This window comes from Luteimicrobium xylanilyticum (assembly GCF_009429125.1).
Classification (GTDB): Bacteria; Actinomycetota; Actinomycetes; order Actinomycetales; family Cellulomonadaceae; genus Luteimicrobium; species Luteimicrobium xylanilyticum.
Window position 1 is genome coordinate 437,831 of sequence record NZ_CP045529.1, and the last position, 15,358, is coordinate 453,188.

General features: G+C 73.3%; 11 protein-coding genes and 1 tRNA gene. 5 read left to right on the plus strand and 7 right to left on the minus strand.

The annotated features are described in order from the left end of the window. Positions 1–18: 18 nt before the first annotated feature. Positions 19–4,305, plus strand: coding sequence for a sigma-70 family RNA polymerase sigma factor (locus KDY119_RS01920; protein ID WP_194174309.1), 4,287 nt, complete (start codon positions 19–21; stop codon positions 4,303–4,305). A 12-nt stretch (positions 4,306–4,317) separates the two neighbouring features. On the opposite strand, the gene KDY119_RS01925 is transcribed toward KDY119_RS01920, so the two are convergent. Further along, the gene (locus KDY119_RS01925; protein WP_153021855.1) at positions 4,318–4,995 is read right to left on the minus strand and encodes a winged helix-turn-helix domain-containing protein; all 678 of its coding nucleotides are present in this window, start codon (positions 4,993–4,995) and stop codon (positions 4,318–4,320) included. A 268-nt stretch (positions 4,996–5,263) separates the two neighbouring features. Continuing rightward, entirely contained in the window at positions 5,264–5,899 is a 636-nt protein-coding gene (gene upp, locus KDY119_RS01930) for a uracil phosphoribosyltransferase (protein ID WP_036954572.1), read from the minus strand. Positions 5,900–5,998: 99 nt separating this feature from the next. On the opposite strand from upp, the gene KDY119_RS01935 reads away from it, so the two are divergent. From KDY119_RS01935 to KDY119_RS01945, 3 genes are all read left to right on the plus strand, one after another. Beyond that, positions 5,999–6,430, plus strand: a complete 432-nt coding sequence (locus KDY119_RS01935; RefSeq protein ID WP_153022650.1) for a nucleoside deaminase — start codon at positions 5,999–6,001, stop codon at positions 6,428–6,430. Positions 6,431–6,515: 85 nt separating this feature from the next. Continuing rightward, positions 6,516–7,832 carry an LCP family protein gene (locus KDY119_RS01940; RefSeq protein WP_148284316.1) on the plus strand — a complete coding sequence of 439 codons (1,317 nt, stop codon included), beginning with the start codon at positions 6,516–6,518 and terminating at the stop codon, positions 7,830–7,832. Between the two features lie 187 nt (positions 7,833–8,019). After that, positions 8,020–8,769, plus strand: coding sequence for a dienelactone hydrolase family protein (locus KDY119_RS01945; protein ID WP_036954575.1), 750 nt, complete (start codon positions 8,020–8,022; stop codon positions 8,767–8,769). Positions 8,770–8,864: 95 nt separating this feature from the next. Here the strand turns inward: KDY119_RS01945 and KDY119_RS01950 are convergent, their stop codons facing one another. Both KDY119_RS01950 and KDY119_RS01955 read right to left on the minus strand, forming a co-directional pair. Continuing rightward, positions 8,865–9,692, minus strand: coding sequence for an alpha/beta fold hydrolase (locus KDY119_RS01950; protein WP_036954577.1), 828 nt, complete (start codon positions 9,690–9,692; stop codon positions 8,865–8,867). Continuing rightward, a complete protein-coding gene (locus tag KDY119_RS01955) occupies positions 9,689–10,534 on the minus strand; it encodes an NAD-dependent protein deacetylase (protein ID WP_036954580.1) in 846 nt (281 codons plus the stop codon). Before KDY119_RS01955 ends, KDY119_RS01950 begins: the two co-directional genes overlap by 4 nt. A gap of 76 nt (positions 10,535–10,610) precedes the next feature. Here KDY119_RS01955 and KDY119_RS01960 point away from each other — a divergent pair. After that, positions 10,611–10,697: transfer RNA gene (locus KDY119_RS01960), tRNA-Ser, on the plus strand. Positions 10,698–10,754: 57 nt separating this feature from the next. On the opposite strand, the gene KDY119_RS01965 is transcribed toward KDY119_RS01960, so the two are convergent. From KDY119_RS01965 to KDY119_RS01975, 3 genes are all read right to left on the minus strand, one after another. After that, entirely contained in the window at positions 10,755–11,951 is a 1,197-nt protein-coding gene (locus KDY119_RS01965; RefSeq protein ID WP_153021856.1) for a chitinase, read from the minus strand. Between the two features lie 197 nt (positions 11,952–12,148). Then, a complete protein-coding gene (locus KDY119_RS01970) occupies positions 12,149–13,747 on the minus strand; it encodes an AMP-binding protein (protein ID WP_036954582.1) in 1,599 nt (532 codons plus the stop codon). A gap of 69 nt (positions 13,748–13,816) precedes the next feature. Beyond that, positions 13,817–15,268, minus strand: coding sequence for a glycosyltransferase 87 family protein (locus KDY119_RS01975; RefSeq protein WP_083891213.1), 1,452 nt, complete (start codon positions 15,266–15,268; stop codon positions 13,817–13,819). Between the last annotated feature and the right edge of the window lie 90 nt (positions 15,269–15,358).

A 15,358-nucleotide genomic window follows, 5' to 3' on the forward strand; every position in this document is an offset into this window, starting at 1 on the left:
ACTGGAGCAACACCCCGAATGACGGCCCTCGACCCCGGTACTCCGGGCACGGCGAGCGACGCCGAGCTCATCGCGGCAGTTCGTGCCGGGGACAAGCACGCCTACGGCGAGCTGTGGGAGCGTCACAGCGCCGCCGCCGCGGCCGTCGCGCGGCAGTACGTGCCGCGCCCCGCGGACGCCGACGACGTCGTCTCGGACGCGTTCGCCAAGGTCCTGTCGGTGCTGCAGTCGGGGGGCGGTCCTGACGTCGCTTTCCGGGCCTACCTGTTCACCGTCGTGCGGCACACCGCGTACGGGCTGACGGAGGGCAGCAGGAGGCAGCGGCCTACGGACGACTGGGCGATGTACGAGTCGGCGTTCGGGCTGGCCGCGTCGACCGAGGAGCCGGCGCTCGAGGGCTTCGAACGGTCCGTCGTGGCGCGCGCCTACCGCGAGCTTCCGGAGCGCTGGCAGGCCGTGCTCTGGTACACGGAGATCGAGAGCCTCACGCCCGCGCAGATCGCGCCCCTGCTCGGTCTGACGGCGAACGGCGTCTCGGCGCTCGCGTATCGCGCGCGCGAGGGGCTGCGGCAGTCGTACCTCCAGCAGCACCTCAACGGGTCCGCGGACGAAGGCTGCCGCGGCGTCAACGGGCTGCTGGGCTCGTACGTCCGCGGCGGTCTGGCGAAGCGAGAGACCGCGCAGGTGGAGACGCACCTCAGCGGGTGCGGTGACTGTCGGGCGCTCGTCCTCGAGCTCGGCGACGTCGCCCACGGCATGCGTGGTGTTGTGGCGCCCCTCGTGCTCGGGACCGGCGCGCTGGCGCTCGTCGGGCACGCGCTCCCGCTGGGTGGCGCGGTCGGCGGCGCCGGGGTCGCGGGAGGGGCGGCCACAGGCACGGGCTCCGCGACCGGGACGGGAGTCGCGGCGGGCGCCGGGACGACCGGCGCGGGCGGCGCCGGGGCGAGCGGGGCCGCCGTGGGCTCGGGCGGTGCTGCGGCGAGCTCGGGCGTCGGTACGGGCGTGGGCGCCGCGGCCTCGGGTGCGAGCGCCAGCGGAAGCGCTGCCGCGGCCGGCGCGGGCGGCACGGCGACGGCCGGCGCGACCGGCCTCGGCGCCTTCTTCGCGGCCGCGCCCATCACCGCGACCGTCGTCACCGTCGGGCTGACCGCCGCCGTCGGCCTGGGCGTGGCGGCGGGGCTGGGAGCGTTCTCGCACCGCGGATCGCCGGAGGCCGCCCCGGTTCCCTCCGTCGAGGTGCCCCTCGCGTCAGCGACGGTCCCCGCGACGACCGTTCCCGTCGTCGGGCCCGATACCCCGGACCTCACGTCGCCGACGACTGTCGCGCCCACCCAGCCGGCCGATGTGCCCACGACCGAGGTGACCGCACCGGTCGTACCGCCCGTGACGCTCCCGACGGCCACGCCCACGACGCCTCCGCCGGTCCCGACCCCGGCGAACCTCACGCTCGGTCTGGACAGTGCTCCCACGTTCACGGTGGGGTCCGCGACCCAGGTCGCGTTGACCGCCTCGAACAGCGGCGGGACCTCGGCGCACGACGTCGACGTGACGCTGCAGCTCCCGCAGTCGGTCGAGGCGAGCGGTGCGTCGCTCGCACCGTCGGGGACCGGCGGGTCCGGCGGAGGGCTCGCGGGCGGCGTCGTCCGTCTCGACGTTCCGGAAGGGACCTGCAGCGTGTCCCCGCCGTCGTCCCCGACGAGCGGATCGGCCGTGACGTGTCATCTCTCGTCGCTCGACCCCGGCGCGAAGGCCGGCGTCGTCCTCACCCTGACGCCGCGCTCGCGCAGCTTCGGCGGGTTCGCGTGGGCGATCTCCGCCGAGGGCTACGCGGCACCGTGGACGGGGACGTGGACCCCCGAGGACACGACGGTCCACAGCGCCAACCTCGTGCCGTCGTCGGCGTCCGACGTGACGGTCGCCAACCCGGGCGAGGGCGACGTGACCTTCGGGCTTCAGAACACGGGCGACGCGGGCGTCCCGTCGAGCGCGACGGTCGCACTCGCCGTGCCCGACGGCGTCGAGGTCACGAGCCTGAGCGGCGGCGGTTCGTGGACCGCCGTCGACGGGACGGGCGGCACGGTGTGGCAGGTCCCGGCCGGGTTCACGCTCGGGAGCGGGGGGTCGACCACGCTCACGGCGCACGTGGTCGCCGACGGGCCCGGAGGTGCGACCGGGACGGCCCCGGCGGGAACCGGCCGCGCGACCCTGGCCGTGCGGGGCGCGATCGCCGACAACACCACACCGTCCGTCTCCGAAGGGCTGACGGTCGAGCAGCCGTGGCAGGGCGCGGCGGCGGGGACCCCTGCGCTGCAGTGCGTCGGGCCGGACAGCGTGGGGAACGCGACCGTGACGGTCCCCGTCGCGAGCACCTCGGCGGCGGCGACGACGGCGACCGTGACCCGCGACGCCGTCCAGGGTGACGCGGGAAGGTCGGGGGCCGCTACGGGCTCGGGCTCGATCGACGTCCCGGTCACCTACGCCCCGGAGGCGTCGACCGGGCTCACGGTGACCTTCCAGCGGACCGTCGCCGGTACGGTCCGGACCTTCACGGTGCTGACGAGCTACACCGCCGACAGCTGCGCGCCCCGCCTCGCCGTCGCCGACGCCGACGCGCCGTCGGCGTCGCCCGTGGCTCTGGCCAACCCCGACACCACGACGGTCACCGCGGCTGTGACGAACACGGGGTCCGTGGCCGCCAGCGGGCTGACCGCCACCGTACAAGTCGTCGGCGGCGAGACGTACACGGTGGGTGGCGACTGGACCCAGGTCGGCGAGACCACCAACGGGGCCAGCACGTGGACGTACAGCGGGACCGTGGCAGCGAAGAACGGCCGCGTCGCGCTTCCGGTCGCGCTCACGACGACCGACGGGACCGCGGCGGGCACCGGCTCGCTCTCGGTCACGTTCGCACCGGCAAACCCCGACCCGACCGTCTCCGACCCGACCGTGACGTGGACGCAGGGCCTCACCGTCGAGGGCCCGTGGACCGAAACGACGCTGAGCGCCGATGCGGCGATGCAGTGCACGGGCTGGGAGCAGCCGGGCCAGGGGACCATCACCATCGACGTGCACAACGGGTCCGCGGTGGCCGCCTTCAAGGCCGGCGCGGACGGGGCCGACAGCGTGACCGTCGGACCGGGCGACTCGGAGCCCCTTGTCGTGCCGGTCACGTACCAGCGGCACGGGTGGCACCACGCCCGGTCGGGGTCCGTCGACGTGACCCTGACCCGCGACGGGCGGACGACGACGCGCACGGTGAGCTACGTGCAGCAGCCGTGCCCCGGCAAGCCGGTGCTCGACGCTCACGACGGCGCGGGCGCGAGCGCGACCAACCCCGGTCACGTGACGGTGTCGGCGTCGGTGACGAACGACGGCACCGCCCGGGCGCGTGACGTCGTCGCGACGCTCGACCTGCCCACCGGTTACACGGTGGACGACGTCGGCGGCGACTTCCATGGCCGCGGCCGCTCGATCGTCGCCGACCGGTCGCTCGCGGTGGGCGACACCGCGACGCTGACGCTCGACCTCACCGTCGACGTCGACCGAACCGCCGGTGCGACCGACATCGTCGGCGTGACGTTCGACGCACGTCGAGCAGATCCGTCCGACCCGGCGACGATCCAGGTCGCCACGGAGGCGCGCTGGCCGGTCGACGCGACCGCCGCCGCGCAGTGCGACGGCACCGTCACGGCGACGCTGACCAACGGTTCCGCGAGCGACGTCTCGGCCACGGTCGACGGGACGACCGTGACCGTGCCGGGCAACGGGACGCAGCAGCTGACCGTGCGCGCGGACCGTCGTCACCACGTCGTCCAGGCCGGTTCGGTGCACGTCACGTTCCGGCACGACGGGTTCACGACGACGCGGGACGCCGCCTACGACGCGCCCGACTGCACCCACCCGGCGGCGTCGGTCGCCTCGGTCGGCGACTGCACCTTCGACCAGGGGACGCAGCAGTCGTCGGCACCGGTCGCGATCCTCCTCGACAACAGCAAGTCGGCCGTCGCGGTCTGGTTCCGGGTGTCGGGCGGCGACGGAGTCCTCGTGCAGGCCGGCGACACCGCCACGGTCCAGCGCAGCGTGGGTGAGCAGGACGCCGTCTTCACGGTGCGGGCGGCAGGGCAGACGTTCACGCTGCCGGTCGACGGCGTCCAGTGCGTCCCCGAGTTCCACCCGTGGCGCTGGTACGACCGCGGCGACCGGGTCACCGACGGCAGCGACGTCTACGTGTCGACACGCCACCAGTTCGCCGTCGCCGACCCGCACACGTGGGTGGGCCACTTCACCTGGCAGGCCGAGGACTGACCGGCGTCGGGGTCAGGCGTGCAGGACGACCTCCGCGGCCGTCGCGAACCGGTAGCCGACGCCGCGGACGGTCGTGATGACGTGGCCGATGTCGAGCTTCTCGCGGACCCGACGGACGTGGACATCGATGGTCCGTGTGCCCTCCCTGACGGCGTCACGGCCCCACACGGTGTCGAGGAGCTCGTCGCGGGTGACGGGGCGCTCGGCCGACCGGGCGAGGTGGACGAGGAGCTCGAACTCCTTGTACGTGAGGTGGACGGCGCGGTCGTCGACGGTCACGGTCCGCGACCGGGCGTCGATGACGAGGCGCGGCACGGCCTGGATGTGGGCGAGCCGCTCGCGGAACGCCGACACGTCGTCCTGACGGAGGGCGGGCGCGGGCTCGGCGCGCGGCAGGCTGCGAGCCGGCGCGGCCGCGGGAGCTTCGCTGCGGGCGGGGCTCGCCGGGACGTCGGTCTGCCGCCGGCGCGTGGGGGCGAGGGTGCCGCCGTCGGCGAGCCGCAGCGCGGTGTAGGTCTCGGCGTCGGGCAACCACTCACGCGCGAACTCGCTGAGGGTCTCGGCGAGCTCGACGAGCTCACCGCTCCGATGGGTGGCGCGGGGGTCGACACCGACGTACAGCACGAAGCCGGGCGGCGTCGCACGGGTGCTGCGCTGGGTGGTGGGACGGGAGTCGGAGACGAGCGTCATGGCTGAACCTCGGGGTGCTGCCGGGCCTGGTGGCCCGGGGCGGGCGTCTGGGTGCGTCGTGGGACGCGTGGTGCGCGGGGTCGCCGGAGGCGAGAGTCAGGCGCAACAACAGACGCGGTAGCACCGAGGCATGCCGACGGCAGCGCTCAGGGGCGCTGCGGGGGTCGGCTGCTCGTTCACAGTGGCAGAGTCGCACGTCTCACGGTGCGGGCCAAGTGGTCCGCACCGATGTCTCGCGATGCGAGACATCGTGACGTGCCCGGCACCGTCAGACGACGCCGTACAGGCGGTCCCCGGCGTCGCCGAGGCCGGGCACGATGTAGCCGCGCTCGTCGAGCCGCTCGTCGACGGCGGCCACGACGACGGTGACCTCGGCCCGGTGCCCCACCGCGGCCTCGACGGCGGCCAGACCCTCCGGCGCCGCGAGCAGGCACACGGCCGTGACGTCGCGCGCGCCGAGGTCGAGCAGGTAGTCGATCGCGGCGACGAGCGTGCCGCCCGTCGCGAGCATCGGGTCGACGAGGAAGCACTGGCGACCCGTGAGGTCGTCGGGCAGGCGGTTCGCGTACGTCGTGGCCTCGAGGGTCTCCTCGTTGCGCACCATGCCGAGGAACCCGACCTCGGCCTTGGGGACCATCCGGGTCATCCCGTCGAGCATGCCGAGCCCGGCGCGGAGGATCGGGACGATGAGCGGCGGCGGGTCGGCGATGTAGACACCCTGGGTGACGGCGACCGGGGTCCGGATCTCGCGGGCCTCGACCCGCACCTCGCGGGTCGCCTCGTACGCGAGCAGCGTGACGAGCTCGTCGACCAGGTGCCGGAACGTGGGGGAGGGGGTGCTCTCGTCCCGCAGCACGGCGAGCTTGTGGGCCACGAGCGGGTGGTCGGCGACGATGGTGCGCATGCCCCCACGGTACCGGCGACAGGGGCTGAGAGGCGCGGAGCTGCGCCCGTCTGGGAGGCTGGGACCGTGTACGGCGACCCGCGACGTTTCGACGACCTCATGGGCCTCGCGCTCGTCGAGGCCGCTGCCGCCCCGGCGACCGGGGACGTGCCCGTGGGCGCCGTCGTCGTGGACGCGGACGGCGCCGTCGTCGGGGCGGGCCGGAACGCGCGCGAGGCGACCGGTGACCCGACCGCGCACGCGGAGGTCCTCGCGTTGCGCGCCGCAGCGGAGACGCTGGGTCGCTGGCGGCTCGACGGCTGCACCCTCGTCGTCACGCTGGAGCCGTGCGCGATGTGTGCGGGCGCGATCGTGCTCGCCCGGGTGCCGCGCGTCGTGCTCGGGGCGTGGGACCCGAAGGCGGGCGCGACCGGGTCGGTGTGGGACGTCGTGCGCGACCCGCGCAGCGTGCACCGCGTCGAGGTGGTCGGCGGGGTGCGGGAGGACGAGTGCGGTGACCTCCTGCGGGACTTCTTCGAGAACCAGCGCTGACCTGCGCGCTCGCTTCCCCAGGGTCCTCACAGTTCCAGCACGCGCTGGATGGGAGAACCTCGCGAACCGGGCCTAGGCTGCGAACGTGACGACCGCCACATCCCCTGCGCCCGACGACGGCCGAGCCCGCCCGCCCGCGCACGCGCGCGCGGCGCGTACGCACCGGCTGGTCAGGGTCGTGGCACTCGTCGCGGTCGGGGCTGTGGCCGCCGTCGGATCCGGCGCGTGGGCACTCGCCCGCCACTACCAGGGCAACGTGACAGGCGTGAACGTCGAGGCCGTGCTGGGCAAGCCGACGCACACGCCCGACGACCCGAGCGACCCCGACGCCGGCGACGACCTGAACATCCTCGTGCTCGGCTCCGACTCGCGCGGGGGCGCCAACGCGAAGGAGGTCGGCGACGGGGAGGTCGGCCAACGCTCGGACACGGCGATGGTCCTGCACATCTCGGCGGACCGGAAGCGGGTCGAGGTCGTCTCGATCCCGCGCGACTCGATGGTCCACATCCCCGCGTGCAAGGTCGACGAGAAGGGCACGACGACCCAGGAGTACGCGGTCGGGATGTTCAACGCGGCGTTCGCCTACGGGGCGGACGCGACCGGATCCATCGCGGGTGGCGCGCTGTGCACCTGGCAGACCGTCGAGGCGGACACGGGCCTGAGCCTCGACGGGTTCGTCGTCGTGGACTTCGCCGGGTTCGCCGGCATGATCGACGCCCTCGACGGCGTGCCCATGTGCGTCACCCGGCACATCGACTCGCCCGAGGCGAACCACCTCGTCCTCGACCCGGGCTGGCAGACGCTCAAGGGCAAGAAGGCGCTCGGCTACGCGCGGGCCCGCAAGGGTGTCGGGCTCGACGGCAGCGACACCAGCCGCATCCTGCGCCAGCAGGAGATGGTCGGCGCGATGTTCACCAAGCTCGTGGACCAGAACGTCCTCACGTCGGCACCCAAGCTGCTGACCTTCCTCGACGCTGCGACCAAGTCGCTCACCACGAGCAGCAACCTGTCGAGCATCAAGCGCCTCGTCGGGCTCGGGTGGAGCCTGCGGCACGTGTCGCTCGACGACGTCGTCTTCCTCACCATCCCGTACGAGGCCTACCCGCCCAACCACAACAAGGTGCAGTGGGCGCCGTCGGCCGACGCCGTGTGGAAGAAGCTCAAGGAGGACAAGCCGCTCGTGGCGTCCGAGACGAAGAGCACGGGCAGCACGCACTCGGGCACGTCGACGAGCGGTGGTACGAAGGCGTCGAGCACCACGGCACCGAGCAAGGCTCCGACCACGAAGAAGCCGACCGCCCCGACCACCCCGAAGAACCGCGCCACGGACGGTATCGACGCCTCCGAGATCCCGAGCACCAAGGCCGCGTGCGAGGCGGCGATCAAGGCGGCACAGGGCTGACGTTCGCCCGGGCGGAAAAGGTGTGGGCCGCCGTCGGGCGGGGGAGTAGCGTGACGCGCGCCGTGACCCGACCGAGGAGGTGGTGCCCGATGTCTGCAGCAACGACAGGTGCTCCGCTCGCGGTCGCGGCGGACCGGGTGGCATAGGGATCCCCGGGAGCACCGACGCTCCCGAGAGGAACAGGCCCATGCACACCCTTCACATCACCAGCACGACGACCGTCGACGGCGTCGTGCAGCGCGAGTTCACCGTCGGTGACCTCACCGGGGCGCTCTGGTCGGCGGCCGACGTCGCCGGTCCCGCGCCCCTCGTCCTGCTCGGCCACGGCGGTGGGACGCACCGCACCGCGCCCGCCATGGTCGGCCGGGCCAGGCGGCTCGTCGTCGACGGCGGCCTCGTGGCAGCGTCCCTCGACGCACCCGGGCACGGCGGACGTCCGCGCACTGCGTACGACGAGCGCGAGACCGACGCGATGCAGGAGGCGATGGAGGCCGGCGAGCCTGTCGGGCCGATCGTCGTCCGCTACAACGGGGTGATCTCCGAGCAGGCCGTGCCCGAGTGGCGGACCGTCCTCGACGCACTCCTGCAGCTTCCCGACGTGGACGGGCCGGTCGGCTACTACGGCATCAATATGGGGACGGCCGTCGGCGTGCCCCTGATCGTCGCCGAGCCGCGGATCCGCGCCGCTGTCCTCGGCCAGTTCTGGCCTGACACGCTCGTGCCGCTGGCCCGGCGGATCACGGTGCCGATCGAGTTCGACCTCCAGTGGGACGACCAGCACATCGACCGGAACGCCGGTCTCGAGCTGTTCGACGCGTTCGCGTCGACCGAGAAGACGCTCCACGCCAACGCTGGGCGGCACAAGGAGCTGCCACGGTTCGAGGCCGACAGCGCAGTGCGGTTCTTCGTCCGGCACCTGCGGGCGGGATCCCTCTGAGAGGGGGCGGGTGGCCCTCCCGACGGAGGGTCGCCCGCTCGCGGGCGCACGGAGGGCCGCCGCCGGACGGTCGCGGGAACCGACGCCCGCCCCCGTCAGCGCTGCTGGAGCAGCCAGTCGATGGCCAGCGGCACGGCCGCGAGGACCGAGACGTGACCGTCGCGCGGACGGTGCCACAGCTCGCCCCGCGCGAGGTGCTGGATGAGGGCCGTCCCGTGCGTCGGCGGGACCACGCGGTCGCGGCCACCCTGCACGACGAGCGCCGGCTGGGCGACCGCTCCCAGGTCCGCGCCCCACGGCGAGACGTAGGCGACGTCGTCGTCGACCAGGCCGTCCGGCCCCGCCGACTCGGCCTGCGCCGCGTCGCCCCCCAGCACGGCCCACGGCCCCTCGAGGGCGGCCCAGTCGTCGTCGACGAAGACGCTCGTGTCGAACGTCTCCGACAGCGCGTACACGGCTCGCGCCTCGCGGCCGTGCGTCGCCGCGCGCAGGCCGCCGGGAGCGGCCATGCCCTCCCACCACGGGGCGTCGTCCGTGAACGGTGCGACACCCGCGAGGACGGCGACCGCGGGCACCCGGTGCGCCAGCAGCGCCGCGCATGCGAGCGCGTGCGGCCCGCCGCCCGAGTAGCCGAGCGCGAACGCGCGGTCGACGCCCAGGGCGTCGAGGATCTGGACGACGTCCGTGGCGGCCGACGCGACGTCCCGGCCCGGGGACGACGTCGACCCGCCGTAGCCCGGCCGGGCGTAGGAGATCACACGGGCGCCCCACACCCTGGCGGCCGCGACCACGGGCGGCAGGAGCGCACCAGTCGCCGGCGAGCCGTGGTGCCAGAGCAGCACCGGGTCGTCGTCGCGTCCCACGACGCCCGTGTCGTGCACGATCAGCACCCGGCCGTCGAGCGTCCGGACCTCGGTGCTCACGTCAACGCCTCGGCGAGGGCGGTCAACGTCTCGCTGGTACCGGCGTCGAGCTTGACCGTCGCGAGGTCGTCCCCGCGCGTCGGGCCGCGGTTGATGATGACCACAGGTCGGCCGTCCTTCGAGGCGCGGCGCACGAACCGCAGCCCGCTCATCACCGTGAGCGAGGACCCGGCCACCAGCAGCACGTCCGCGTCGGCGACGAGCGCGAACGCCCGGTCCACCCGCTCGCGCGGGACGTTCTCGCCGAAGTAGACGATCTCCGGCTTGAGGACCCCGCCGCAGAACTCGCACGGCGCCGGGCGGAAGTGCGAGGTCTGCTCGATCACCGCGTCCGCGTCCGGGGCGATCTCGACGTCCGCGACGTCGCCCGCAACCGACTCCACGAAGCCCGGGTTCAAGGCGTCGAGCCGTTCGGCCAGGTGTTCGCGCGAGATCACACGCCCGCACTGCAGACAGATCACCCGGTCGTAGCGGCCGTGCAGGTCGATCACGTTCCGGGAACCCGCGTCCTCGTGCAGGAGGTCGACGTTCTGCGTGATGATCCCCGTCACCACGCCCGCGTCCTCGAGCCGGACGAGCGCACGGTGGCCCGCGTTCGGCGTCGTGCGGTGCACGTGCTGCCAGCCCACGTGGTTGCGCGCCCAGTAGTGACGGCGGAAGGCCTCGTCGCCCACGAACTGCTGGTAGGTCATCGGGTTACGGGGCGGGGAGTCGGGGCCGCGGTAGTCCGGGATGCCCGAGTCCGTCGAGATCCCCGCGCCCGTCAGGACGGCGACCCGGCGACCGCGCAGCAGCGGCACGACGTCCTGGACGGCCGCGCGAGCTGCGGCGAGGGTCTCCACGAGGACGAGCCTACGGGTGGATTCGGAATCCGGCGGGGGGAGCAGGTATCCTTCTTCGGCCGGGTACAACCGGCGAGGTAGCGTGTCCGAGCGGCCTAAGGAGCACGCCTCGAAAGCGTGTGTGGGTGAAAGTCCACCGTGAGTTCGAATCTCACCGCTACCGCCCACGACGAAGGGCCCCGACCGTGTGGTCGGGGCCCTTCGCGCATCTCGTGTGGGGTCAGTGCCGGTGCGCCCAACCCGTCGACGTGAACGGCTTGAACGCCTTGGTGAACGCCCAGGTGTCCTGCTCGATGCCGGAGCAGTTGTTCTGCGCGACGGTCGCGTCGGGGCAGGACCCGTTGTCGCGCTGCAGCGCCCAGAAGCCGAGGTAGGCGAGGTCGTGCTGCTTCGCCCACTTCTCGAACGTCACGGCCTGGGCCGGGGTGAAGATGTCCGTCGCGACGCCTTCGGGGCTGCGGTAGTCGTCGGTCCCGATCATCTGGATGACGCCGACGTGCCGCCACAGCTCGGACTGCGAGGCGTGCGGCAGGATCGTCGTCTTGAGCTGACCTGTGAGAGCGGTGGCCGCCTGCTCGGCGTCGGCGACCATGTCGTGGACTGCGCCGTCCCAGTAGTCGAAGGTCATGATGTTGACGCTGGCGAGCTTGACGCCGTGCGCGGCGGCCGAGTTCAGGAGGTCGAGACCGGACTGGACGAGGCCCGTGGTCGAGGACGGCAGCGTGTAGCTGATCTCGACGGTCCGATGGTTCTTCTTGGCCCACTTCTGGACAAGCGCCGCGGCCTCGTTGCGGCGGTCGACGCCCTCCTTGTTGGTGATGGAGGTGCCCTCGATGTCGAAGTCGAGCCGGGTGACGCCGTACGTCGTGACGACCTGCTCGTAGGCCTTGGCGAGCTTGTTCACGTCCTTGCAGGAGTCGGCGATCTCGGTGAGGTTCGCCGGGTTGTTCGCCCAGTCGACGATGTCGTTCGTGGCGTTGTAGCCGCCGAACGACGGGATCACGTCGCCGCCGGCCTTGCGGATCTTCGCGATCTCGTCGGCCAGGGCGCGGCTCGCGACGGACTGGTCGGGGTCGCCGGCCCAGTACAGGTCGCACGAGCCGGGCTTGTCGGCCTGCAGGAAGGCCAGGGTCACGTACTTCGCGCCGGACTCCTCGGACGTCTGGGCGATCGAGTCGACCGCGGTGACGTCGAGGTAGGGCGCGAAGACCTGGCTCGGGAGCGACTGGCCCGGTCGGAGCGGGCCGGTGCCGTGGCCCGGGTGACCGGGCACGTGGTGGCCGCCGGGGGTGCCGTGGCTCCCGGGGCCCTGGTGGCCGCGCGAGCCGCAGGCCAGCGCCGACGCCGCGAGCGGGGCGGCGACGAGCACGGTCGCGAGCAGGGCGCTCGCTCCCGTGCGAAGGACGGAACGCTTCATTGCTTCTCCTTCGGGTCCGTCGTCGCCGGCAGACCGAGTGTCGGTCCCCGTCCCGCCGCAGCGGCCCGAAGACCATGTGTTAGCGCGCCTAACGAACGCAAGGCTGACGCTAGTACCAGGGAGTCGTCCTCACAAGAGCGACCCGAGGAGCCGTGCGCCCACACGGGGAAGAGACGGGCGCGATTCGAACCGCCGCGTCAGAGGCGGCCGGCCTCGCGGGCCCGCAGGTCCTTGCGCAGGATCTTCCCCGACGACGACTTCGGGATCGCCTCGACGAACTCCACCTTCCGCACCTTCTTGTGCGGCGCCACGCGCGCGGCCACGTAGTCGCGCACGCCCTGCTCGTCGAGCTCGTGCCCGGGCTGCACGACGACGTACGCCTTGGGCACCTCCTCGCCGTCCTCGTCACGCACCCCGATCACCGCGACGTCGGCCACGTCCGGGCTGGAGAGCAGCAGCGCCTCGAGCTCGGCCGGTGCGACCTGGTAGCCGTGGTACTTGATGAGCTCCTTGAGCCGCTCGACGATCCGCACGACGCCCTCCGACGTCACGGTCGCGATGTCGCCCGTGTGCAGGAAGCCGTCGGGCTCGAGGGTGTCGGACGTCGCCAGCGGGTTGTTCAGGTACCCGGCCATGACCTGCGGCCCGCGGACGAGGAGCTCGCCGGGCGCGGACTCGCCGTCGTCGGGCACGGCGATCTCTTCGCCGGTGGCGGGGTCGAGGAGCTTGCACTCCGTGTTCGGCAGCGTGTAGCCGACGGAGTCGAGCGGCAGGTCGACCGACGGCGGGATGGCGTGCGAGACGGGGCTCAGCTCGGTCATGCCGTAGCCCTGCTTCATGCGGCAGCCGATGCGGGCCTCGACGGCGTGCCCGAGCGCCGCGTCGAGGGGCGCCGCGCCCGAGAAGATCGTGTGCACGCTCGCGAGGTCGTGGCCCTCGACGAGCGGGTGCTTCGCGAGTGCGACGGCGATGGGCGGGGCGATGAACAGGTAGGTGCACCGGTGCTGCTCGACGAGCGCGAGGAACTGCTCGAGGTCGAACCGCGGCATCGTGACGAGTGCCGCGCGCTGCGACAGGGCCAGGTTGAGCAGCACCGTCATGCCGTAGATGTGAAAGAAGGGGAGCACGGCGAGGACGACGTCGTCGTGCACCATCTCGAGCGTCGGCGCGGACTGCGCCACGTTGGCGACGAGGTTGCGGTGGGTGAGCATGACGCCCTTGGCGAGGCCCGTGGTGCCCGAGGAGTACGGCAGGACGGCGAGGTGCGTGGCCGGGTCGAACCGGACGTCGGGGGCCGGCTGCCCGGCGGTGAGCCAGTCCCGCAGGCTCGGGTGCCCGTCCGCGGCCTCACCCGGTCCGTCGAGCACGACGACGTCGCCCGGCTCCAGGCCGACCTTCTCCGCCGCCGCGGACGCGCCCTGGGCGAGGGGGCTCACCGTGATCAGGAGCCGGGCCGACGAGTCCGCGAGCTGGGCGGCGATCTCGTCGGGCGTGTAGAGGGAGTTGATCGTCGTGACGGTGAGCCCGGCGCGCAGCGCACCGTGGAAGACGACCGCGAACGCCGGGGTGTTCGGGCACAGCAGCCCGACGACGTCCCCGGGCCTCAGGCCGCGCGCGGCGAGCGCCCCCGCGACGGCCACGGCCTGGTCCCGCAGATCGCGGTAGCTCCAGCGCGCCCCGCTCGGGCCGTCGATCAGTGCCGTGCGCTCGAGATCGTCGTCCGACAGCTGGGCGAAGAGGTAGTCGAAGACGCTGAGGTTCGGGACCTCGACGTCGGGGTAGGGGCTACGGAACATGGTGCATCTCCTTCGATCCACACGCGGCACGCGGCGACCGTGCCGCGACCGTGGCCCCATTGGACCAGATCAGGAGCGCTCGGAGGAACTCTCCCGGTACTGCGGGTCTCGGGAACCGGACGTTCGGGTCATCCCGCGTCGAGCGTGGCGTCCCAGGAGGATCAGCGAGCCCACGGCCAGCGCCAGGACGAGCACGTTCCGGACCGCCTCGAGGATCGTGTCGAGCGGCCGGGCCCCGAGGAAGTCGTTGTAGTGGTCGGGGAAGAGCCGGTGCGTGAGGAGCGCGACCACGAGCAGCGCCACCGCGAACGTCTCCCACGCACGTGCGCCCGCCTGGTGCAGACCGGCCGGCCCGCGGCGGCCCGGCCACCATGCCGGCTCGGGGAGCGCCGTGAGCGCCACCGCGAGCGGCGGCGCGAACCATGCGACGTACTGGGGGGACCCGACCTTGTCGAACGCGAACAGCACCAACGTCAGCGCCAGGGTCGACAGCAGCACCAGCTCGAGCTGCGGCGTCCGGCGCTCGACGGCGTCCGGCACGTCGCGACGCAACCGCACCGCCGCGCGCCACGTCACCACGGTCGCGAGCGCGACCGCCGCGAGCAGCAGCACGTCGAGCGCCTGCGCGAACCACGCCGTCCCGGGCCCGGTGATCTCGAGGACGTTGAGGGGCTGGTTGTAGAACACGTGGTACGCGTGGTCCCAGAGCCGGGCGAGCGAGAACGGTGTCGCAGCCCCGGACTCGACCTGGAGACCGCGCGAGTCCTGCGTGCCCCAGAAGCCCAGCACGCGCGACCCGGCTCCGCCGAGCTCGGCGAGCCCCACGACGACGGCCGTCACCGCGACCGCGGGCAGCACCACGCGCCGCCACGGGCGCCTCACGGTGAGGGCGAGCGGGATCAGCACGGCGCCGGGCGCGATCTTGACCCACGCCCCCGCCGCCGCGACCGCGCTGGCGGTGCCGGGGCGCCCCTCGGGGTGCCGCGCCGACGGGATCAGCTGGGCGAGCGCGATCACCGTCAGCGCGGCGGAGATGCCGTCGAGCCGCACGAGCGTGATCGGACCGAGGAACAGCAGGAAGACGAGCCACCACCACGCCCCGAGCGTCCGGCCGCGACCCGCGTGCAGGAGCGAACCCAGGGCGAGCCCGTCGAGCACCGCGACCAGGACCATGAACAGGTACCGGTAAGCCTCGGCGTCGACCGACACGAGCCCGGGCAGGGTCACCGGGACGAGCGCGCCGATCGGGTACACCCACGAGATGTCGAGGACCGGCCACACGCCGTCCTGCACGCCGCCCGCCGCCCACTGCCGGTACAGCTCCGGGTCCCCGAACAGCGCCTGGGCGTGATGGCTCGCCTCCCAGAACAGCACCGCGTGCACGACGACGAACGCCACCCACACGCCGACTCGCCCCGTCGCGGCATGCAACCACGGGCGGGCGCCGCCCGGACCGGACGGCGCTGCCGGTCGGGGTTCGGGACGGGAGCCCGCGGAGTCGGTCGACGCGGGCTCGCTCATGGCGCACCACCCTAACGGCGGCCCCTGGGGGATCGGCGCGGGCCGACGACGGCGCGCCGGGAGCGGGACGCGCGGGGACGTCGTCGGCGG